Here is a 22,658-nt window from a genome sequence, read left to right as displayed (position 1 = left end):
AAAAGCCCACCAGCCTGCACGGGCACTGGCGGCCGCGCCGCATGACTGACATCATGATGCAGTGCAGCATGAGCCCGGCTTCCGGCGGGCGCCTGCGCCACCGAAGTTTGACAGGCATCAAGGCCGCGCCAGTAAACCTGGCGACCCAGGCCACCGAGCCCCACCCACATGACAGCATCCCCGGACCGGGTGTCTTTCGCCCCGGTGTACCCATGCAGTGAAAAAAGGAGAAAAGCCGACATGCCAGCCAACCGATTCTTGCCCGAGGAATGGGAATGCCGGCTCCAGGAAATCGACCTGGAGATCGCCCGCCACGCCGTCATCTGCAAGATCCCGCTGCTGCAGGCCGGCGTGGTGGAGCGCGTGCTGGCCAATGACGCCAGCGTCTGCGGCGCCGAGCACGATGCCGCATTCAAGACCCTGCGAGGCCTTCTGTGCATGCACTACACCGAGCTGCTGCACATCAGCGAAGTGCTAAGCCCCGAGGTCGCCCAGGAAATCGCCCACCGCGTGCGCCTGCGGCTGGGCCAGCGCATCGGCAACCAGCTGGGCGGCTGATGCCGGGCTGTCAGCCTGGCCTTTGCCCTGGCGCGAGGGCATGAAAAAAGGGCTACGACACTGTCGTAGCCCTTTTCAATTTGGTTGCGCGAGAAGGATTTGAACCTCCGACCTTTGGGTTATGAGCCCAAAGTTCTCCCTCGGCATAAATTAGAAGTCCAATAAAATCAGCGCGTTAGCTTACCTTGCCTACCTTTAGTTTACCGTGGATTACTGAAGTAAGTGCAGCAAAATTGCAGCAAGTTTAGAGAAAATCTAGGGCTCCTATGTAAGGCAGGGGCACAGGAGGGAGGTCTCGGTAAAAAAGAACGATCGTGCTGAAAATGAAACTCGAGCTATACGAGAGGCAGTCGTCATGACTGCGCTACTCGCATAGACGATGAATCCTCTCCTGATCTCTCCCGCCGAACTGGGCAAACTCGTCGGCTTGGCAACTAGGACGATCTACAACCGGATCAACGAGAGAGGTGACCTGCCTCCCGTGCTGCGCCTAGGGCGTTTGCCTCGATTCGCGCTTGACGACGTCCATGTATGGATCGACGCGAAGCGCACCTCCGAGACAGCCACAGCTACCGCCGCCCCGGCCCGCCGCCGCCCCGGCAGGCCAACTAAAGCAGAGCAGATTGCTCGCCGGGGGCGTGCATGATGAAGGAACTGACACATGCGCGAATGGCTCAACCGTTTGTCCATGCCCCACTTTTCCGCAGTTTCGCTAAGGGCGAGCAGCAACGACTGAAGCTTGACGTTCGATACAGTGTGAAAGAGTCTTGTGTCAGCTTCCATTTCTGGGGGCCAGAGCCGCTGGGTGCAATGGACTTGCGTGTACTGCAAGGGCTTGTCGCTGTCGTAACGAGCCAACGCCCACGTGACGGTGGGGTGAAGCAGTTACTGCGCGATGGACGAGCAGGACGTGCCAGACTGGCACTCAAACACGACGCACTGGAACAGCCCACTATCGCTGCGCGGTTTCGTCTTTCCGCACTCGCTCAGACCATCGGCTACGCCCGCCCCAGCGGACGCATGCGCGCGCTGCTAGAGCAGTCGATCAAGCGCATCTGCGCGATCACCGTCTATGCAACACGGCCAGGATACCGTGCGGCATATCACATCGCTGGCTTTAGCCAAGACACGGAAACTGACGAATTCGTCGTCAGCCTGAACCCCTGCATCACCGCTGCGGTACTCGGAAAGAACGAGTATCTGCGCGTTGATCTTCAAGAGGTGCGCAGGCTCAAGAGCGATGCCACGCATCTGATTCACAGTCGCCTTCATTGGATCAATCACGGCTCGAGCAAATTGCTTACTGTCGACACCCTCTGTGGGTACGCCTACGGCGATGCCCATGCCAGTCCCAGCGGTGTGCGGCAGCGCCGGAGAACTGTCAAGAAGTCGCTGGAAGAACTGAGGGGCATTGGCTGGGGTTGTGAAGAGACTGCCTCAGGTTCGGGAAAGTACATGATCACCCGCCCCCCAGGCCCGAGCAAACCGTTCAAAGCTGCGTCATAACGCTCACGTTGCTGCGTCATAACACTCACGTCGCTGCGTCGTATCACTCACTCGACCGATAAGGTCTGAGCGAGAAAACTGCCAGCCACCACTGGCAGTTTTTTACGCCGCGCCGACGCGTGCTATTTCCAGTCAATATTTCTTCGATGTAAGTTCTAGAGCTTTTTTTCTCATCAAAGGATGCTGCCCTGCGACCTCCTGCTTTGCTATGTTTTTTGCAGCATCATCGCCGCTGACGCGGCTTCTAGCCCTCCATCCTCGCGCCACTGTCTGCCATCCTGGTTGCGTTGAGCCCGATCCGCCTGCGGCGGTTTTGCTTACCAAGAGAGGAGTCAGGGGGCGAAGCTCCCGAACCCTATACGCATCTTTATTGAAGGCCGCCAAAGGGCCATAGCAGGCCTGGGGTGATGATGGCGAAGAGGAAGATAGAGGTCCAGACAAGCCCAAAAGCGCCAGTGGGGGCTCCGCTCAAGATGCGATAGAAGGCGCAACTGCGGGGGCAGGGGATGGGAGAGGTCCCCAAGCGCAGCCTCCGGAGAGCTATGCCCTCCTAGACGTCAGTCGCAAGTAAAGACTCGGCTTCAGCGACGAGGTCCGCAGCCGAGCAGTTGAGCGCCCCCGCAAGCCTCAGGATCATCTGAAATGTCGGCTGCCGCTTTCCGCTCTCGAGCCATGAAACGTAGACGCGTTCAATCCCCGCCTCAAACGCAAGCTTCTCTTGTGTCAGCCTCGCATCTTTCCGGCGGCGGCGTAACGCTTGCCCGAACGCCACAGCTGGCTCCATTCATTGTCCCTCAACTGAAAGAGAGGGACGCTATGCATGCGGGTAAATAAAGTCTTTATACTTTCGTATACATTTGGTAAGATCAAGTGAAAAAAGGAAAGGTAGACTCAATGATCCCCCGTTTCTTGAGAGCAATCATCAGCCTGTCCGCCGTTGTGGCGACCATGGGATGCACAACAACAACGCCCCCAGCAGCATCAAGCCTGGCAGCAGACCAGAGCACGCGAAAAGTTCAGGTGAACACCGCCCGCACGATCAAAGACAACTGGGTGCGAGGTCGGTTGTTTGCAGTGATCGGCCCGAAGGGAGACTCGTGGGAGCTAATAAGTGTTCACACGACATATCCAGCCCGTAGCAAGCAGCAAGAGGTATTTCTGATAACCCGCGACCTCGCTGCATGGGAGACCACCATCGCCCCGGAGAAAAGCTGTACTGACGGCGAAACGGGTTATTCGGTGTGCACCAGTTCGTTAGCGAAGCGGGGATTCTTTGGGGCTAAGCACTACGATGCGACCTCTGTGCGCAAGGCGGTGAACTCGATCTCAGAGGAGCAAGCAAGGGCAGTGATTGCGGCGTTCATTGCGGCCGAAACGGCGAGTAACAGACGCGAAGAGGAAGAGCAAGCAAAACGCCAAGCCGCTTGTTACGAGCGCCACAACGCAAGGACTCGTGAAATCGAAGCTGCCGCAGGACCAGCGATGGCAGCTGCAATTGCAGGAAAACAACTCAACCTGATGGAGCACACAAACATACTTCGCGCACAACAACACGTGTCGGCCAATGTTGCTTGCGGTTTAACGTACAACCCACCCCAAAAATAGCCCACCCGCCACACGACTGCGCGCCTTAAAAGCCGTTAAACCACGGAGATGCGCTCCCCGTGGTTAATCTTCTGCATGTAGAACAGCATGGGCAGCTGACCTGGATAGCCGTGCTGCTTGGCCTCTTGGCACAGGCGCCATGACTGCCCTCGCACGCCGTGGAATCCGGGCTGGGCGGCAATGCGCGCAAGCAGCTCACTGACCGCTGGCCAGCGTCGCCTCGCCAGAGGCTCGGCCAACAGCATGTACAACTCCTGCATGGCGTCCTTCGGACGGCGCCAAGTCCACCGCGTTCCGCCCTTGTGGGCATATCGGGTCAACTCGTATCCAAGCCACCGAAGTTGGGGCTTGCTGTATATGCTGCAAAGACGTTCATGGACCTCCAGCTCGCCCTCCGTGAAAAGCATCATCCAGTGGGCTGTGCTGGCACCTGCCGGAAGGTACAGCGAGAGTACCGCGTTCGCCTTGCCGTGCTTCCTACGCGTCATCCGCTGTGCGGGCGAGGCGGCGACTGCGTAGCAACGGTGGAACTTGCTGACCAGCGCGGGCAGCTTAGCGGCCGCGATGGTGCCGCAGGTGTAGCGCGTGTAGCCGCGCGGGATGTTGTCGAGCACGCGGGCCAGCGCCGCAGCAGTGCTATGCGCCAGCGGGGTGGTGGGGGTAAGCATTGAGGGCTCCTTGAGGGTTTTGATACCTCGTATAGCATTCCCAGCGCGTGTGATCGGGCTGGCTAGTGCTGGAGCGAATGAGACCAATAGATGTTCCGAGCGCAGCTCGGTACAACTGCTCACGCTAGGCATCAGCACATGGCCGAGCAACCGGTGAGGCCCAAGCTGTGCATTCAGCAGACTGGTCTTGAACGTACATTCGTCGCAGGTCTGCCAGTGATTGCATTTGGCCATCTGCGGGAGTCGGAAATCGACCCAGAGCAGTCGGTGGGCACCACTACCCAAACGCGGCCGTTGGTTCACTAAACGCTGGCTGGTAAGCCCAAAACGTGCGGCCGACGTGTCCAGCCCCTGCCCGTTGGCAAGTTATAGTTTCCCACGTTGACGCCTGCCGGGTTTCGCGGAAATTTTACACCTGGACGTTTATAAAGCGCGCTTGTAGACTCAGACCGCAGGCTACTTTCAAAAGAAAACCGTGTCCAGAATATTCCGCGCGGTCCAGTTTATCCCGCAGGTTTTTCGGTCTACATTTCATTAATCATCAGGAGAGAATATTTGTCCCGCGATAATAATGGATCACAAGAAGGCGACAACAGTGTCAACGTCGGCGTTGGCGACTTTCGCGGTGCCAATGTCAATATTGGTGGAGGTGGTCGGCCCAAATTCACGCCTGAGCAAATGCAAATTCAGCGTCATCTTGCGCTTGGCGGAAGTAGCGTAAAGAGCGAGAGCCTTAGCGTCTTTGGCATCGTCACTGGAGTCGCCAGTCTGATCGGTCTCTACTTCACGCTGTTCCAAGCATTTCCGCAGCCAAAAATCTCATCTTGGCCCTACGTTTTCATGTTTGCCTTGGGCATCGGTGTGTTCAGCTTTTTCCTGGCATTTGCACTGCGGAAAAGGAGGTTTGAGAACTTTCTGTTCCGGAAATACTACGTTGAGGCCGGAAATCAAGACAGGCTATACCTGAGTAGTTTTACAGCCGTCTGTCCTTGGTGTCAGTCAAGAATGAATCTTCGCAATGTTGGCCCGAAAGACGGTCCGCGCTTTGATCGGTTCATTTGCGAGCGAAATCCACGACAACACACGATCGATCTTGATCCAACTGTGCTCCCTGAAGTTGAGCAGAACTGATGTTGAACCGGTCGGTCGAGCCGACGTCCTTCGGCAAGCCTCAGTCCACGGCTCAATTTCAACGTTGAGCGTCCGCTTTCACTTGCCACCAACGGCTGCTCCTGGCCGCCTGCGGCTGTCGCACGCCGACTCATTGCGGACGGTCGCAGGACCTTGGTCAACGCCCGCCGTGCAGCGGTTGCGGTCGGTCGACTTTCCCCGTTGACAGACAGCTATCGTCCATCATGCTGGCGTTCACAAACATGCGCTTGGGGCGCAACTAAGGTAGGTCGAAGCTTACTGCTCAGCGTCCGCCTCGTTGGCCGCCGTGGGTCGTCTCCGTGTGCACAAGCCCCGAATCCGCGCCCATGCCGATGTGCGCCTTCACCCCTAAGTGTTATTGATTGCCCTTCTTCGTCTGGTGCATCTCTGGTCGTCGCTTGCCAACTTCGTTCTTGGACGCCTCCCTCGTCCTAGTCGGGGTGGGTGCTGCGATGATGTGATTATCAATTTGATGAGCGTGGTAATATCTTTCCTATAAGGCGCGTCTCTTGCTACGCGCGCGGGCCCGTCGCCCGGGAAAGGGCCCTTGGCAGAACCCCTCGATGCTTCGCAGGCGCAGCGTGAACGGCTGGCGTTCTTGGAGTTGCGCGCGTTCTTCACGGGCGAACTGAGGCGCTCCGACATCGAGGCTCGCTTTGGCATCAAGCCGGCGGCCTCGTCCCGCGACCTGGCGCTGTATCGCGAGATCGCGCCGGACAATCTGGAATACGACGCTGTGGGCAGGTGCTACCGGCCCTCGCCGTCTTTCGCCCCGGTGTTCGAGTTCAACCCGAACCGCGTGCTCGCGTGGCTCTTGCAAGGCTTCGGCGATGGGCTGGACCTGGGCTTGAAGCAGGCGGCACCGTGCGAGGGCCCGGGCCAGCTCACGCGGCCTAATATGCACGTGCTTGGCTCGATCACCCGCAGCATGTGTGCCAAGCGCGCCACGCGCATCAGCTACCTGTCGCTGTCCTCGGGCTTGAAGCGCCGGGAGATCGTGCCGGTGGCATTGGCCGACAACGGTCTGCGTTGGCATGTTCGGGCTTTCGACCGCGAGAAGGGCCGCTTTGGCGACTTCGTGCTGACGCGGATTTCGAAGGTGCAGGAGATTGAGGGCGAAGTCGAGGAGCGCGAGCTCTTGGGGGCCGATGAGCAGTGGGCTCGAATGGTCGAGATGGAGCTTGCGCCGCATCCCGGCATTGAGCACCCGAAGGCCATCGAAGCCGACTACGGCATGCACGACGGGGTGTTGCGCATCAAGGCTCGCGCGGCCCTGGCGGGCTACGTGCTGCGGCGATGGAATGTGGACGCGAGCCCGGACCACCGGCTGGAGCATTCGATCCATAACCTGTGGTTGCGCAATCCGCAGACGCTTTATGGGGTGGAGAGCGCGGCTCTCGCCCCGGGCCAAAGGGAGGCCCTCGAATCGGCCGTCAACGGCTGACCGGGGGGAAACGGAAAAGATATGAAGCTTGAAGAGATCGCCAAGGGCGCGCTCGTCTCTGGCATTGAGCCGGGGAAGGTCGCCCGCATCGTGAGCGCGGACCCGCTAGGGGACAACGCCGTCACCGTCGTCTACCGGACCGACGACGGCCGCCTGGGCGAGCGCGTTCTCTTCCGCTCGAATGAATCGGAGCTCTCGATCGCGACGGCTGGCCGCCCGTGGAGCTTCGACGCGGACGGGGAGGGCTTCAAGCTCGCCGCCGAGGCCATCCGCATCAACTTGGCCCACCTGTTCGATCCGATGATGGCGGTCCACACCTCCAACGTCGAGCCGCTGCCGCACCAGATTACCGCGGTCTACGAGTCGATGCTGCCCAGGCAGCCCCTGCGCTTCGTTCTGGCCGACGACCCCGGCGCGGGCAAGACGATCATGGCGGGCCTCTTGATTCGCGAGCTGCTCATGCGCGCCGACGCCGCTCGGATCCTGATCGTGTCTCCTGGCAGCCTGGTGGAGCAGTGGCAGGAAGAGCTTTATGAAAAGTTCGGCCTCTCCTTCACGCTCTTCACCCGCGAGCTGGTGGACCAGAGCCGTACAGGCAACCCCTTCGAGGACCATGACCTGCTCGTCGCCCGGCTCGACCAGCTCTCGCGAAGCGAGGAGCTGCAAGAGAAGATCAAGCTCAGCCGCTTCGACCTGGTGGTGGTCGACGAAGCCCACAAGCTCTCGGCCACCTGGTTCGGCTCCAAAGTCAACGAGACCAAGCGCTTCAGGCTTGGCCAGCTCTTGGGATCGGTCGCCCGCAACTTCCTGCTGATGACGGCCACGCCGCATAACGGCAAGGAGGAGGACTTCCAGCTCTTCCTCTCGCTGCTGGACTCGGACCGCTTCTACGGTAAGTTCCGCGACGGCGCTCACAAGGTCGACGTGTCCGACCTGATGCGCCGTATGGTCAAGGAAGACCTGTTGAAGTTCGACGGCACGCGGCTCTTCCCCGAGCGCGTCGCTTACACAGCCAACTACAAGCTCTCCGACGCTGAGCGCGCCCTATACGACGCCGTCACGGCCTACGTGAAGGAGGAGATGAACCGTGCCGACGCGTTAGATGGCAAGCGCAAGGGTACAGTCGGTTTCGCCCTGACCGCCTTGCAGCGCCGCCTCGCGTCCAGCCCCGAGGCGATCTACCAGTCGTTGAAGCGCCGCCGCGAGAAGTTGAAGCGGCGCATCGAGGAGGAGAGGCAGCGCCAGAAAGGCGGGCGCATCAGCGCCTCGGAAATCTTCGCCGACGACGTGGCCGAGAACATTTGGGACACCGAGGACGACCTCACCCCGGAGGACTACGAGAACTTCGAGGAGGAGGTGGTCGACCAGGCCACCGCGGCCCAGACCATCGCCGAGCTCGAAGCCGAAGTCTTCACGTTGGAGCAGTTGGAGAAGCAAGCCAAGTCGCTGCGCGATGGCGGGCAGGACCGCAAGTGGGAAGAACTGCGCGAGATCCTGCAAAACACGCCGGAGATGCTCGGCCCCGATGGCTTGCAGCGAAAGCTCATCATCTTCACCGAGCACCGAGACACCTTGAACTACCTGGCCGACCGCATCCGCGGGCTGCTGGGCAAGCGCGAGGCTGTGACGATGATCCATGGCGGCACGCATCGCGAAGACCGCCGCAAGGTGCAGGAGATGTTTCGAACCGACCGGGACACCCGCGTCCTGCTGGCCACCGACGCTGCCGGCGAAGGCGTGAACCTACAAAACGCAAACCTGATGGTCAATTACGACCTGCCGTGGAACCCGAACCGATTGGAGCAGCGCTTCGGCCGCATCCATCGCATCGGCCAGACCCAGGTCTGCCACCTCTGGAATATGGTCGCGGCCGAGACCCGCGAGGGTAACGTCTTCCAGAAGCTCTTCGAGAAGCTCGAAATCGAGCGCAAGGCCCTGGGTGGCCGGGTATTCGACATCCTGGGCAAAGTCTTCGATGGCGTAAGCCTGCGCGACCTGCTGATCGAGGCCATCCGCTACGGCGAAGACCCGGCCCGCAAGCGCCATCTCCAAGAGGTGGTCCAAGGAGCGCTCGACACCGACAAGCTTCGCGAGATCATCCGGCGCAACGCCCTGGCAAACGAAATCATGGACGAGCGCCGCCTCTTCGCCTTGAAGGAGGAGATGGAGAAGGCCGAGGCCAGGAAACTCCAGCCCTATTTCATCCGCTCCTTTTTCGCCCAGGCCTTCGCCCAGCTCGGCGGCGACTTGAAGCCGCGCGGCTCTGGTCGCTTCGAGATCACGCACGTCCCGGCCCTCATCCGCGAACGCGACCGCCAGCTCCAAGGCCGCGAGCGCCGCAGCATGACGCCCGTGGTCACCAAATACGAGCGTGTGTGCTTCGAGAAGGGCAACGTACGCGTCGAGGACAAGCCGACAGAGCCGCAAGCGAGCCTGGTCCACCCGGCTCATCCGCTCATGCAGTCGGTGGTCGACCTAGCTATCGAGCAGCATCGCGCGAAGCTCAAACAAGGCGCCGTGCTGTTGGCCCCCGACGACGAAGGTATCGAGCCCAAGCTCATGCTGATGCTCGACCACTCCGTCAAAGAGGGCGGCGAGTCCGGCATCGTGGTCTCGCGCCGCTTGCAATTCGTGACCATCGACAAGGCCGGCGTCATCGAGAACGCCGGCTGGGCCCCTCATCTGGATTTGACCGAGCTCGACGAGACCCAGTTGAAGATGGTCGCCGACCAAGTCCAGGCCGAATGGATCAAGAGGGACTTGGAGCAGGCGGCCATGGCGCACGCCTCCGAGAAGCTCGTCCCCGAACACTTCGAAGAGGTCCGCTTCCGCCGTGAAAGCCAGGTTGACAAGAACTTGGCGGCCATCCGCGAGCGGCTGGTTAAAGAAATCGACTACTGGTCGGACCGGCACGAAAAGTTCAAGACCGACCTACAAGCCGGGAAGGACGTGCGCCTGACCTTGGAGAACGTCCGCAGGACGATCGATGAGCTGTCGGCCCGCTTGGAGACGCGCACCAAGGAGCTGGAAGCCATGCGCAACGTCGTCTCGGGCATCCCTGTGGTGGTTGGCGGCGCGCTGGTCATTCCGGCGGGCCTGCTGGCCCAGCGCAACGGAGAACCGCAAGGTCAGACCTGGACGGCGGACGCCGACGCCCGCGCGCACGTCGAGCGCGTGGCCATGGAGGCGGTCCGCAAGGCGGAAGAAGCTTTGGGCCATGAAGTCATCGATGTCTCGGCCGAGAAGTGCGGCTGGGATCTCACGGCCGTGGTGCCTGCCAAGGACGGCAAGCTGCCGCAGGCCCGCCACATCGAGGTCAAGGGGCGCGCGAAGGGCCAGTCCACCATCACCGTCACCCGCAACGAGATCCTTTATGCCCTCAACCAGGCGGAGAAGTTCCTGCTGGCCATCGTGATCATCGATGGCGATTCGTACGAGGGGCCTCACTACATTCGAAATCCATTCACCCAAGAGCCCGACTGGGCGGTGACAAGCATCAATCTCGACCTGACAGCCTTGCTGGAGAAAGCACAAGAACAATGACTGCCATCAAGACGCCGAAGAAGCTCATCGAAGTGGCCCTACCGCTCGATGACATCAACGCGGCTTCCTCGAAGGAAAAATCCATCCGCCATGGCCACCCGTCCACGCTCCACATGTGGTTTGCCCGGCGGCCTCTTGCGGCTGCCAGGGCGATCCTGTTCGCGCAGATGGTCAACGATCCGGGCTATGAGCGACACCTCGGCCGCGGTGTCAACAAGGAGCGGGCCAAGGTCGAGCGCGAGCGTCTGTTCAACATCATTCGGGACTTGGTGAAATGGGAGAACACCGACAACCAAGAGGTGCTGAACCGGGCCCGCAACGAAATAAAGAAGTCATGGCGGGAGACTTGCGAGCTCAATGCCGGCCTGCCAGGGTTCGACCCGGACAAGCTCCCGGTCTTCCACGACCCGTTTGCGGGCGGCGGATCGCTGCCGCTGGAAGCGCAGCGGCTCGGCTTTGAAAGCTACGCCACCGACTTGAACCCCGTGCCCGTGGTCTTGAACAAGGCGATGTTGGAGATCCCGCCGCGATTCAAGGACCGCCCCCCGGTCGGTCCGAAGTCGCTGGCCGCAAGCCAAGCGCGGATTGACGAGCACTGGGAAGGCGCGCGCGGCCTGGCCGAAGACCTTCGCCGCTATGGCAACTGGGTCGCGAACAACGCGCGCCAGCGCCTGGCTGAGCAGTATGCGCAGGTCACTCTCCCCAAGCGATTGGGCGGGGGCAAGGGCACGGTGCTCACTTGGCTTTGGTGCCGCACTGTCGCCAGCCCCAACCCTGCGGCCGGCGGAGCGCACATTCCGCTGTCGAAGTCCTTCCAGCTTTCCACGAAGGAAGGCCGCAAGCTCCACGTCGTTCCGAAAGTTTCGGACGACAAGCGCAGCTATGAGTTCGTGCTGCAAGAGGGCGGAGAGCCAAAGCTTCCCAGTACCGTCGGTGGCCGGGGCGGCTTCTGCATCTTCACGGAATCCGTGGTTCCGCTGCCCTACATCCAGGCCGAAGGACAGGCCGGGCGGCTTGGGCATCGCCTCATGGCCGCCGTGGTGGAGACGCCGAGGGGCAAAACCTATGTGGCCGCCAGCGAGATCGATGTACCTGACTTCTCCGCGCTGTCGCCAAGCGCGCCCGACGCGGAGATCCTGCACTGGAAGAGCTGCACTAATGTCGTCGTGTATGGCATGACGACCTTCGAGAGCCTCTTCAACCTACGCCAGCAACATGCACTCTCGACTTTCTCGGCGCTTGTCGTCGAGTCTCGTGAGGTCATCAGAGCCGACGCGGCCAAGGCGGGCATGCTGGACGATGGCCTGACCCTCGATCAAGGCGGCTCTGGCGCCACGGCCTACGCCGAGGCGGTGTCTGTGTATCTAACCTGTGCAATCGGCCGGGCCGCGGACTACTGGAACACGTTGACCGCTTGGGAGTCGGGCGGCGAGTTCGTCGCCCACGCCTTCACCAAGCACGCGATGCCCATCGTTTGGGACTACGCGGAGATCAACCCGTTGACCGATGGCGGCGGAACTTGGGCCAGCGCGTTGGGATGGATCGCTCGGGTCATCGACTTACTTCCCGCCTATGCGCCAGGGCATGCGATGCAGCTCGACGCGGCGAAGGCCACGATCCCGACCGATGCGTTGACGGTGGTCTCGACGGACCCGCCGTATTACGACAACGTGCCGTATTCGAACCTGTCGGACTTCTTCTACATATGGATGCGGCTGTGTCTGCGCCAAGTGTTCCCCGACGTTTTCGCGACGCGCCAGACGCCGAAGAAAGATGAGCTGGTGGCGTCGCACAGCCTCTACGCGGACCTCAACGACGCCATGCGGCACTTCACCGATGGCATGACGCTCGCGCTGCGGCAGATCCACGACAAGTCCAACGAGTCGGTGCCGGTCACAATCTACTACGCGTTCAAGCAAAGCAAGACCGGCGCGACAGGCACGGCTTCCTCAGGCTGGGAAAGCTTCCTGGAATCGGTCATCCAGTCCGAGTTCGTGATCACCGGCACCTGGCCTGTCCGAACCGAGCGTAGCAGCCGCGGCATCGCCATCGGCGCAAACGCGCTGGCCTCGTCGATCGTACTTGTCTGCCGCAAGCGCGACGAGGGCGCCACCACCGTGTCTCGTCGTGAGTTCTTGCGCGAGCTCAAAGAGCAGATGTCGGAGGCGTTGGACGTGATGATCGGTGGCGGTGAAGGCGTCTCGCCCGTTGCTCCGGTTGACTTGGCGCAGGCGGTCATCGGCCCCGGCATGGCGATCTTCTCCAAATACTCCGCGGTGCTTGAAGCTGACGGCCGGCCCATGTCGGTCCACACAGCGCTGACCCTCATCAATAAGATGTTGACCGAGGGAGCCGACGGCCTCGATGCTGACACGCAGTTCTGCCTAGCTTGGTTCGACGAGAAGGGTTGGGCCCAAGGCGACTTTGGCCAGGCGGATGTCTTGGCCCGGGCGAAGGGCACAAGCGTGGATGGCGTGGCGCGGGCTGGCGTGATCGAGTCCGGCTCTGGGATCGTGCGTCTCTTGAAGCCAAGTGAATACCCGGCCGATTGGTCGCCGGAGAACGACAACAACACGCCTGTGTGGGAAGCTCTCCACCAAATGGTCCGCGCGTTGCAAGCCGAAGGAGAGTCGGCTGCGGGCGCTCTGCTGGCGGGGATGCCGGCGTTGGCCGAAAACATCCGGCCTTTGGCCTATCGCCTTTATACGCTGTGCGAGCGCAATGGATGGACCGACGAGGCCCGCGCATATAACGAACTGGGGACTTCCTGGACGGGCATCGAATCCGCTTCCCATGAGGTCGGCCGTTTCGGCTCGCAACGAGACATCGAAAGCATCTAGGGAGAGAAGATATGAAGCTGAAGCCATGGCGAGAGCTCGCCATTCCGCACGAGGATGTCCTAAAAGGCACCTTCCAGCAGGCGGAGTTCGCCGCAGACATCTCCAAGGTCCACCAAGGGACGGCGACGCCTGAATATCAGGATGCGGAGCTCTTCTTCCAGCGGACCTATATCACCGAAGGCATGCGCCTGCTGCTCGACTCTGTCGTCAAGCGGCTGGCCGGGCTGGGCGGCGATCCTGTGGTCCAGCTTCAAACGGCGTTCGGTGGCGGCAAGACCCACACCCTGCTCGCGGTCTACCACTTGGCCGAGGGCAAGAAGGCGACCTCCAAGCTCCAAGGCGTCAGCAAGATCCTGACCGATGCAGGCATCGTCGAGATGCCCAAAGCCAAGGTCGCGGTGCTGGATGGCGTAGAGCTGTTGGACCTGGCGAGCAAGCCGCGTGTCTACGGCTCGACGAAGGTCAAGACGATCTGGGGCGAGCTGGCCTGGCAGCTCGGCGGCGCGGAGGCGTTCGCCAAGCTCAAAGAAGCCGACGCCGACGGGACGGCGCCTGGCAAAGGTATCCTGGCCGACATCTTGTCTAGCGCGGCGCCTTGCATCGTGCTCATGGACGAGTTGGTTCGTTATGTCTCGCAGTTTGAGGAAGGGAAGGTGCTCTCGGGAGGCACCTACGACACCCAGATTTCTTTCATTCAATCGCTGACCGAGGCGATGAAGGCTGTGCCCAACGCGATCCTGTTGGCCTCGCTGCCGTTCTCGGATCGCGAGGCGGGCAGCCAGCAGGGTGTGAAGGCCTTGAAGGCGTTGGAGCACTATTTCGGCCGCGTCCAGGCTCTTTGGAAGCCTGTCGCCACCGAAGAGGCTTTCGAGATCGTGCGTCGCCGGCTCTTCGCGGACGTGAGCGATCGGCTCGCCGCTGACGATGTCTGCCGCGCCTATGCGGATTTCTATGCTGCCAACTCGGGCGACTTCCCTGCCGAGACGTTGGAAGCCGCCTATCTTGAACGGCTGCGGCAAGCCTACCCAATCCATCCCGAGGTGTTCGATCGCCTCTATGACGACTGGTCATCACTCGACAACTTCCAGCGCACGCGCGGCGTCTTGAAGTTCATGGCCAAAGTGATCCATCGACTCTGGACCTCAGGCAACAACGATCTGATGATCCAGCCGGGCTCGCTGCCTTTGTTCGATTCCGACACCCGCAACGAGGCCATCAACTACCTTCAACAGGGGTGGGATCCGGTCCTTGAACGCGACATCGATGGCGAGCGGGCGGCGACGACTGAGCTTGACAACGCCAAGCCGCTCTTCGGCTCAATCCACGCATGCCGCCGGATCGCGCGCTCTATCTTCCTCGGGTCGGCCCCGGACGCAGGCATCGTCGGCGGCGCCAAGCACCATCGAGGCTTGGATCTCGGCCGCCTTATGCTGGGCTGTGCCCAGCCTGGCCAAGTGTTGGGCCACTACAAGGACGGCGTGCGGGCGTTGGTGGATCGCCTGCAATACATCAACAGCGCGAATAACCGATACTGGTTCGACACGCGGCCCAACCTGCGTCGCGAGATGGAAGAGCGCAAGCGCCGCTACGACCTGCGCGAGGATGTCTACCCGTTCATCAAGGACAAACTGCGCTTCGCGCCGGGCGACTTTGGCGGCGTCCACATCTTCACGCCCTCGGCCGATGTGCCGGACGACCATCAGTTGCGTTTGGTGGTCCTGCCGCCGGAAGCTTCGTTCAGCCGCTCGGGCCAGTCGACCGCGATCGAAGCGGCGCAGGCGATCGTGAAGCACCGGGGCGAACAGTTTCGCCAGCGCCAGAATCGTTTGATATTTTTGGCGTCGGACGCTGACACGATTTCCCGCTTGAAGGACCAGATCACTTCGGTTCTGGCCTGGAAGTCCATCGTGGACGATGTGAAGGAGGGCCGTCTCAATCTCGACGTGCACCAGAGCAAGCTCGCTTCACACAGCTACGACGTGGCGGCGGAGGCAATCGGCCGCATGATTCGCGAGACCTACAAGTGGCTGCTCGCGCCGTCGCAAGAAGCCTCCCCGGGAACTGGCATCGGCGATATTCAGTGGGACCACCATCTGATCAGTCCCGCGGCGGTGAACCGCACCGAGGAGATTCAGAAAGTCTTGAAGGAGCATGAACTGCTGATCACCGAGTGGGCCCCTGTCCACTTGGAAAAGATGCTGCGCACTTGGTTTTGGAAGGATGACGCGCAGGCCGTCTCGGCTCTCGATGTCTGGCAAAAGACTTGCTGCTATCTCTACCTGCCGCGTCTCAAAGACGAGCATACGCTGCGGGCGGCGATCAATGTCGGCGTCGACGCGCGGGACTTTTTCGGCATCGCATATGGCCAGGAGGAAAGCCGCTACAAGGGCTTCCATTTCGATGAGGCCACCACGGCCATCTTCGACGAGGCCCTGCTGCTGGTCGAACCCAAGGCCGCCTCTGAGTTCGCGGCCAAGCTCGCCCAGGAGAAGGCCGACCGCGACGCCAAGGCCAAAGGCGAAATCAAGGACAAGGAAGTACCGGCCGGCGGTAGATCTGGCGGCTCTTCCGGCGATGGCGGCGACGGGTCGAGCGGCGGCGGCGACGGCGGAACGCCTTCGCCTTTGCCTTCCAAGCCCCCTGCGGCCAAGAAGACGGTGTTCTTCGGCAATGTGGAGCTCGATCCCGTCAAGGCCAAGCTTCAATTTTCAGAAATCTCCGAAGAGGTGCTCATGCTCTTCACGTCCAAGCCCGGTGTGAAGGTCACGATCAAGGTCGAGATCCACGCAGAAACCCAACCCGGCTTCGACGAGTCCACGCAGCGGGCGGTCCTCGAAAACACCCGCGTGTTGAAGTTCATCAACCGAGATTTCGACTGATCGGGCGGGCACCGTGGCCAAGATCAGCGTTCCAGTCCAGCCGACCAAGCGGGAGATGCAGCGGCATCTCCAATCGCTGCTCGATGACGAGGTGAGCGCCTTCCGCGGCACGCTCGATCTCGATGTGTCCCATGTCGACATGCGGGCCCAGGTCTACGGCGTGCGCATCTCCGATGTGGAGTTGGGCGCTACAACCATCGGCGTGTCCTATGAGGTCGACTACAACGTCTTCAACGGATGCAAGGACATGGACATCGACGACTCGGAAGAGGGGTTTGTCGAAGGCGTCCTGACCGATGGCGGATGGCGCTTCGAAGAACTTGTACCGCCGCCCAAGAGGTCCACCGTGGACGAGTTCTAGATCGAAGAACAACAACAGGAGGAGACGCTGATGACCTCGGAACAATCGAGCGGTGCGACGAAAGACGTGGACGACGCCAAAGAGGCCGCAACCATCGGGCGGGAGCCTGACTTCATCGATTTCCGCCAGAGGCCCGACGTCATCAAGCCGCCCCCTCGAAAAACCGCCGCGAAGAAGTGAGGGGTTCAATGCCGAACATCCGATCCCTCGACATGAAACTCGTCGACGACCTATTCGATATGGGCGGCGGCTACGTGCTCGACTTCTCGGACCGGACGATGTGGTCCTTCTTCGCCGAGGAGCTCAACGTTGACATCGATGATCCGGCCTATCAGGAGCAGGGCACCTCGAAGGCCAAGCGCCTGCGCTGCTACCTGAACAAGGTGGACTTGACCACGTCGATCAAGACGCTTAAAGCACTCTGGGAATACCGAGAGGCCACGCGGAAGGACAGCAGGCGCGCCGAATGGGTAGACAACGCCGAAGGGCGTTTCCTCTCACTGCTCAACCGCATGCAGGGCAAGCCCGACCTGGCGGCTCCGCAGGGCGAGCGGCCTAAGCCCGCATTCGATCGACCGAAGATCATCCTCTTAAAGCAGAAGCTCATCGAGCTGTCGGCCTTGGAGCCGCAGCCGCGCGGCTACGCGTTCGAGGCCTGGCTTACCAACGCGTTCAACGCGTTCGGTCTGCAAGCGCGGGAGCCGTTCCGCCAGCGCGGCGAGCAGATCGACGGGAGCTTCCAGTTGCAGGGCGATACCTACCTCGTCGAGGCAAAGTGGCACTCGGCGCAAACCCCGGCGGCCGATCTGCATGCCTTCCACGGCAAGGTCGAGCAGAAGGCGGCATGGGCCCGCGGGCTCTTCATCAGCAACAGCGGCTTCACGCCCGATGGCCTGATCGCCTTCGGCAAAGGCAAGCGCGTGATCTGCATGGATGGCTTCGACCTGTTCGAGACGCTCGATCGCGAGCTGCCGCTCGACCAGGTGATCGCCCGCAAGGCGCGCCGTGCCGCGGAGACGGGCCTGCCGTTCGAACGTGTGCGCGATATCTTCGGCCACTGAGGCCGAGGTCTGAACAAGAAAGGGGAGACGATGGCTAAACCAAAGGCAAAACCGAAGGCTGACGATTCGACAAGCTCATTGTTCGAGGAAAACTATCTCGTCCGCACGCTCGGGCGCATCGCCCAAGATTATGAGGTCGCCCTCACCGAGCTCGTGGCCAATGCCTGGGATGCTGGTGCGTCTCTCGTAGACCTGACCATTCCTCCCACCAACGAGCTGGCCCTGACGGTCGAGGACGACGGGCACGGCATGTATGCTGGCCAGTTCAAGGGCCGCTGGATGAAGCTGGGCTACAACCGGCTCAAGCATCAAAGCGCGCTGGTCGAGTTCCCGCCGGAGCGCCAAGGCTGGCGCCGCAAGGCCTATGGACGCAACGGCGTCGGCCGCCACGGTCTGCTGTGCTTCGCCGATCAGTATTCGGTGGAGACCTGGCGCGAGGACAAGGGCGCGAGCTTCAACATCGGCACCCAGAGCGAAGAGAACCCCTTCAAGATCGAGAAGGAAGGCTCCTTTATCAGGAAGGGCCACGGGACCAAGCTCTCCGTCATCGTCCAGCGGCACTTGCCGAACGCCGACGCCATCCGCGAGATCCTGGCGGGCCGCTTCGTCCACGATCCCCAGTTCGTCGTTCGGGTCAATGGGGTGTCGGTCGCGTTGGCCGACCAGACGGGCCTCATCGAGAAGCAAGACTTGCAGATTCCCGGTTGCCCGCCGGCCGAAGCATTCGTCGTCGACACGATGCGGACGGCCAAATACACGCTCTACCAAGGCATCGCCTTCTGGGTGAATGGGCGCCTGGTCGGCGTCCCGAGCTGGGTGGTCGGCTCGGATGCTGTGATCGATGGCCGCGCGCGCTTCGCTAAGCGCTTCTCGATCGTGATCAAAGCCGACGACGGCTGGCTGCCCGAGGTCGAGCAGGACTGGGTCCGCTTCAAGAGCGGCAATAAGGTCGATGCGCTCTTCGAAGCCGCACGCGACTATGCGAAGAATGTCTTCGCGCAGCTCTCGGCGACGCTGGTGGAGGAGAGCTCCGAAGAGGCCCTGGTCAAGAACCGCGAGGACTTCAAGGAACTATCGCCCTTGGGCCGGGCCGAGGTCGCCAGCTTCGCCCGCGATCTGGTGAAGGCCACGCCTACCGTTTCGCAGGACGTGCTCTCGGCCGCAGTTCAGGCGTTGATCAACATCGAAAAGGCCCGCGGCGGTGCGGCGCTGCTCGAAAAGCTCACCCGGCTCGACGAGTCAGACATTGAGGGGCTCGACCGGCTGCTGAGCCAGTGGACCGTCCGCGACGCGCTGTCGGTGCTCGATGAGATCGACCATCGCTTGGCGGTTATCGTGGCCATCGAGAAGCTCGCTGGCGATGAGGCGGCCGACGAGCTGCACACCTTGCACCCGCTGGTGACGCAGGCCCGGTGGCTCTTCGGGCCCGAGTTCGACAGCAGCGAATATTCGTCGAACGTCAGCCTGCGCACGGCTGCCGAGAAGATCTTCAAGAAGCGGCTGTCCAACGATGCTTTCATCAATGCCAAGCAGCGGCCCGACATCATGGCGCTGGCCGACGCGACCTGCTCGATCGTCGGCACGGAAGGATTCGACGCGACCGACCCCACCCTGACCCGAATTCAAAACGTCCTGATCATCGAGTTGAAGAAGGGCCGCTCCGCGATCGGTCGCGAGGAGATGAACCAGGGCAACGGCTACGTGCAGGACTTCCTCGGCAGCGGCGCGCTTGACGGCACGCCGATGTTCCGTGCGTTCGTTGTCGGCCATGCGATCACCGCGAAGACCACGCGCGAGATCGAACTAAAAGAAGAAGGTGTGCTGCGGGGCAGGGTCCAGGCCGTGACCTATGGCCAGCTCATGCGTTCGGCCCATCAGCGGCTTTTTCGCTTGAAAGAGCGGATACCGGCACGCTACGAGGATATGTCAGGGGCGGACCTGTCCGCCAAGGTGATGCTGACCACTTCGCAGGCCTCGCTCGCGCTATCAGTCTCAGGGAAGGGCTGAGTTGGCTTGCGGTTCAAGATTGCACATGTTGATTTCCATTTAGAAGTGACCCGCTAGCCCCCAGCAGGTCAGGTCGGCGTGGAAATCAACAAGCAGATGGCTGGTACTTGCCGCATTGAACCACGGATGTCTTCGGTTGCTGCCGCTCAGTCACTGGATCGTGAATGACCCAGATCAGCCTAAAGCGCAGGTGGCTTTTGTTGCGCCTGACGGACCGCTATCTGGCGATAGCAGCAGCTTGCGCCAGCTACACTCCTGCCCCTCATGACCGCCAAGAAGCAAAAGAAGCCTCGCAAGCGCCACGCTCCCGCTGCCTCTTCTATGTCCCCACTACGCCGCCTCGGCATCTGACTGCTCACCTCTGCCACCATTACTATTCAGACTACGAGCCGCTGCTTTGCACCAGCTACTGTCCCTGCTTCCCCTCGATCCGAGCATTCCGACCCTGCTACCACTACGCCCACACATCTCCGGGACTGTCCCCAGTTTTTCGCGAGTGCCGTGGCTCCAATCGTGCATAACGCGCCTTATCTTATCTGCGTGAGCTTTGCTATGGCGCGGCGAGTACATTCGGAAATGCACCATTGGCGCTATACCTCTATGAGGAAACTGCGCGCGCGGGACAGAAGTCCAGCGCACTTGCATCGGCGGACCTGCCTCATGCATCTTGCTTCAGGGCGCATTAGGCAGGGCCGCCAACCTGCAAACATACACACACTGGGGATTGCTCCCCGCGCGGAAAGTCGCCAACTTTCCGCAAATCGCTGAAGCTGCATGCTGGGTAACGCTGGCTGGTGCGGCTACGACGGGCGCTGGGTGGTAGCCGCCACCTCTCGACCCAATCCAACACGGCGTTGGGCGACACGGAAACGGGCGACTGGGTAACCAGTCCAACCCTGTTGACACATGAAGTGGTGCAAATCCACGCTCCGGGACGTTCGAAAATGAACGGCGTGACGGAGGCCGCGCGTGTGGGCTGCTGAGGCGTCAGAAATGGCGCAGGGGTCGGAGGCGAAAGCTGGACGACCTGGGACCTTCGTAATGGAAGGCTCGCTGGATAGCTCAAGCACGTAGATAGGGGTGAGAGCCCCCTTTATCGCGGTGAGAGACCTTGGTTGCGCTCCCCTGAGGGAGTGATTCATCGATGAGGGTTCAAGGCGGGTAGGCGCCTGCTATGGAACATCGGGGCGCTGAAACGGCCTTCTGGCCGGTAAGCGTATGCGATGCCTTGAACCGGAGATGACGCAAGCCGAAATCGTGGTCTCGACATGGTTGACTAACGTGGGAACCTCTGACGGCCAATTGACCATGGTGGCACCTGGGACGGCACAAGAGGGGGAGAGTCGGTGAGTAGCGTCTGAGCGACCTTCGAGCCTTCATCAGGCAAGCGGGAAGCGAGCGAAAGCTGGCGGCGATTGAACGTGTGTATGCCCGCCCGAGGACAATCCTCGGCGGTCCGGGCCTGGCGGCCCATTGCAGTGTGTGATAGCCCGAGGCGCTTGGCGGTGTGGACGGCGAACCTCTCCTGGCTTGGCGGCCAGGGAACGCAAGAGAGTTTGGATTCGATCAGGACCGTGCCCATGTGAAGGACAGTCTCGGCACGGCATCTGCGGGCTGCAAAGCGCCGCGCGAGGTCATCTCTCATCTCTCAGGCCCCCTCCATCGCGGTGGGGGCTTTCTGGCTTGTGCTCAAGGAAGGCCTACCACCCACGCTCATCGCTTCAGTCCACAAAAAAGCCCGGGCCGAAGCCCGGGCAAAGAGAAGAGGAAACGAACACATGAAACGTGAGGCCTCAAATCGTCTTCAAGCTATTTCCTTCAACAACAGAGTCCTCAGCTATGTATAGCGCGTCGACGCATAACAAAGTGGGGATTTGAAACTCACCGTCATTGGAAATGATCGTGCAAGGCTGCGCCGACGGCAGCTGGCTCAGCATCGGAGATACCCTAAGCAGCACACTCTGAGCTTGGCGGCTGCCGGAGGGCAAGAATCCGTTAGGCAGGGGGGCTATCGCCCCCCGAGCCAAAGCACTCAGCGGCCTGGTCAGCACTCACGCCGCGCGCACGAGGGCGACAAGCTCATCTTCGCGCGGGTTGTAATACCGCATCGCCATCTGAATGGACCGCCAGCCCATCAACTTTGCCAATGTGGTCGCTGGCATGCGGGGCGCAAAGCGCGATGCCGCCTCATGCCGCAAATCATGAAAATGCAAATCCTCGATGCCAACCCTCACGCAAGCACGCGCGAAAGCAGCCCCGAGGCCATTGGAGTCATGGAAAGTAAAAACCTTGCCATCAATGTTCCGCGGTAGTACACGCAGCGCCTCTTCAGCCGTTAAGGAAAGCGGCACGACACGCTTGTCCCCATTCTTCGTAACACTCAATCGCACCACATGGGCATGAAGATCCACTTGGTCCCACGATAACCCGGCAATCTCTCCGCGCCGCATGCCTGTCTCAATCGCCAGAATGACAGCACACTCGAGGCCTACGCTTCTGCTTTCTCGACATGCAACCATCAGCTTCGTCTCTTCATCCGCCGACGGCCTGCGCTCCCGATGCTTTCCCACCACCGGTTTGCGCACATGCTTAACCCAGTTCTCTACGGGAATCGACCAATCTTTGCGTGCAGTATTGAGCACCACGGACAACAGCAGCAGTTCCTCGCGGACGGTCTTGTTCGACGCCTCCTCGTCAATACGCTCATCCCGATAGGTCGAAAAGTCGACAGATCGAAGTGCTGCCAGGCGCTGGAGGGCCACTGGATGCGCAATCAGCCGCTTGAGCCGCGAGAGTTCAGGACCTTTGCCCAGCTTGGTGGGCGTGACCTCGTCACGGTAGCGTTCAAGCAGTTGACGCAGCGTCGTTCGCTCGGCTTCAGAGCGATCAATGAAGATTCTCCGACTCGACCGTGGAGGCCCAATCCTGGGCGTCGCGCTTGGTTTCGAAAGTCCGACTCTGTGTCGGGTAACCGACCCGGCGGACGGTGGCTTGATGCTGGAACGGGCCGCGGTAGTTGAAAGTTGCCATCCTT

16 protein-coding genes and 1 pseudogene are annotated in these 22,658 nt (G+C 61.1%); 13 read left to right on the top strand and 4 right to left on the bottom strand.

Going from position 1 to position 22,658, the window contains the following annotated elements:
• Positions 1 to 240: 240 nt before the first annotated feature.
• The 3 genes from A9976_RS00505 (at position 241) to repC (ending at position 2,064) form a co-directional block, all read left to right on the top strand.
• Positions 241 to 558: a hypothetical protein gene (locus A9976_RS00505; protein WP_183017351.1), complete on the top strand. Its 318-nt coding sequence runs from the start codon at positions 241 to 243 to the stop codon at positions 556 to 558.
• A 379-nt stretch (positions 559 to 937) separates the two neighbouring features.
• Positions 938 to 1,204: an AlpA family transcriptional regulator gene (locus A9976_RS00500; protein WP_183017350.1), complete on the top strand. Its 267-nt coding sequence runs from the start codon at positions 938 to 940 to the stop codon at positions 1,202 to 1,204.
• Positions 1,201 to 2,064 (top strand): replication protein C, IncQ-type, encoded by an 864-nt coding sequence (gene repC / locus A9976_RS00495; protein WP_183017349.1) that lies wholly within the window; start codon positions 1,201 to 1,203, stop codon positions 2,062 to 2,064. The genes A9976_RS00500 and repC overlap by 4 nt, the downstream gene beginning before the upstream one ends.
• A gap of 550 nt (positions 2,065 to 2,614) precedes the next feature.
• Here repC and A9976_RS00490 read toward each other — a convergent pair.
• Positions 2,615 to 2,848 carry a helix-turn-helix domain-containing protein gene (locus A9976_RS00490; protein WP_183017348.1) on the bottom strand — a complete coding sequence of 78 codons (234 nt, stop codon included), beginning with the start codon at positions 2,846 to 2,848 and terminating at the stop codon, positions 2,615 to 2,617.
• A 110-nt stretch (positions 2,849 to 2,958) separates the two neighbouring features.
• Here A9976_RS00490 and A9976_RS00485 point away from each other — a divergent pair, with 110 nt between their 5' ends.
• Entirely contained in the window at positions 2,959 to 3,669 is a 711-nt protein-coding gene (locus A9976_RS00485) for a hypothetical protein (protein WP_183017347.1), read from the top strand.
• A gap of 35 nt (positions 3,670 to 3,704) precedes the next feature.
• Here A9976_RS00485 and A9976_RS00480 read toward each other — a convergent pair whose 3' ends face one another.
• Positions 3,705 to 4,337, bottom strand: a complete 633-nt coding sequence (locus A9976_RS00480; RefSeq protein ID WP_183017346.1) for a hypothetical protein — start codon at positions 4,335 to 4,337, stop codon at positions 3,705 to 3,707.
• 555 nt (positions 4,338 to 4,892) lie between these two features.
• On the opposite strand from A9976_RS00480, the gene A9976_RS00475 reads away from it, so the two are divergent.
• Positions 4,893 to 5,468, top strand: a complete 576-nt coding sequence (locus tag A9976_RS00475; protein WP_183017345.1) for a hypothetical protein — start codon at positions 4,893 to 4,895, stop codon at positions 5,466 to 5,468.
• Positions 5,469 to 5,747: 279 nt separating this feature from the next.
• Here the strand turns inward: A9976_RS00475 and A9976_RS31830 are convergent.
• Positions 5,748 to 5,958 (bottom strand): annotated as a pseudogene (locus tag A9976_RS31830) (transposase); the annotation flags it as partial.
• Between the two features lie 78 nt (positions 5,959 to 6,036).
• On the opposite strand from A9976_RS31830, the gene A9976_RS00470 reads away from it, so the two are divergent.
• The 8 genes from A9976_RS00470 to A9976_RS00435 are packed head-to-tail and all read left to right on the top strand — an operon-like array spanning position 6,037 to position 19,624.
• Positions 6,037 to 6,933 (top strand): WYL domain-containing protein, encoded by an 897-nt coding sequence (locus tag A9976_RS00470; protein ID WP_183017344.1) that lies wholly within the window; start codon positions 6,037 to 6,039, stop codon positions 6,931 to 6,933.
• A 21-nt stretch (positions 6,934 to 6,954) separates the two neighbouring features.
• On the top strand, positions 6,955 to 10,476 hold the full coding sequence (locus A9976_RS00465; RefSeq protein WP_183017343.1) for a helicase-related protein: 3,522 nt from the start codon (positions 6,955 to 6,957) through the stop codon (positions 10,474 to 10,476).
• Complete coding sequence (locus A9976_RS00460) at positions 10,473 to 13,316, top strand: DUF1156 domain-containing protein (protein WP_183017342.1); 2,844 nt, start codon at positions 10,473 to 10,475, stop codon at positions 13,314 to 13,316. Before A9976_RS00465 ends, A9976_RS00460 begins: the two co-directional genes overlap by 4 nt.
• A gap of 11 nt (positions 13,317 to 13,327) precedes the next feature.
• A complete protein-coding gene (locus tag A9976_RS00455; protein ID WP_183017341.1) occupies positions 13,328 to 16,195 on the top strand; it encodes an ATP-binding protein in 2,868 nt (955 codons plus the stop codon).
• Positions 16,196 to 16,208: 13 nt separating this feature from the next.
• The gene (locus A9976_RS00450; RefSeq protein WP_183017340.1) at positions 16,209 to 16,556 is read left to right on the top strand and encodes a hypothetical protein; all 348 of its coding nucleotides are present in this window, start codon (positions 16,209 to 16,211) and stop codon (positions 16,554 to 16,556) included.
• 30 nt (positions 16,557 to 16,586) lie between these two features.
• Complete coding sequence (locus tag A9976_RS00445; RefSeq protein ID WP_183017339.1) at positions 16,587 to 16,736, top strand: hypothetical protein; 150 nt, start codon at positions 16,587 to 16,589, stop codon at positions 16,734 to 16,736.
• A 32-nt stretch (positions 16,737 to 16,768) separates the two neighbouring features.
• Positions 16,769 to 17,617 (top strand): restriction endonuclease, encoded by an 849-nt coding sequence (locus tag A9976_RS00440; RefSeq protein ID WP_183017338.1) that lies wholly within the window; start codon positions 16,769 to 16,771, stop codon positions 17,615 to 17,617.
• A gap of 30 nt (positions 17,618 to 17,647) precedes the next feature.
• Complete coding sequence (locus A9976_RS00435) at positions 17,648 to 19,624, top strand: ATP-binding protein (protein ID WP_183017337.1); 1,977 nt, start codon at positions 17,648 to 17,650, stop codon at positions 19,622 to 19,624.
• A gap of 2,051 nt (positions 19,625 to 21,675) precedes the next feature.
• Here the strand turns inward: A9976_RS00435 and A9976_RS31250 are convergent.
• Complete coding sequence (locus tag A9976_RS31250; RefSeq protein ID WP_310889359.1) at positions 21,676 to 22,386, bottom strand: site-specific integrase; 711 nt, start codon at positions 22,384 to 22,386, stop codon at positions 21,676 to 21,678.
• Positions 22,387 to 22,658: the final 272 nt, after the last annotated feature.

This window comes from Delftia sp. UME58 (assembly GCF_014170385.1).
In the GTDB taxonomy this organism is placed as follows: Bacteria; Pseudomonadota; Gammaproteobacteria; order Burkholderiales; family Burkholderiaceae_C; genus Comamonas; species Comamonas acidovorans.
The sequence above is the reverse complement of the archived record's forward strand: the minus strand, read 5'-3'. Positions and strand labels throughout refer to the sequence as shown.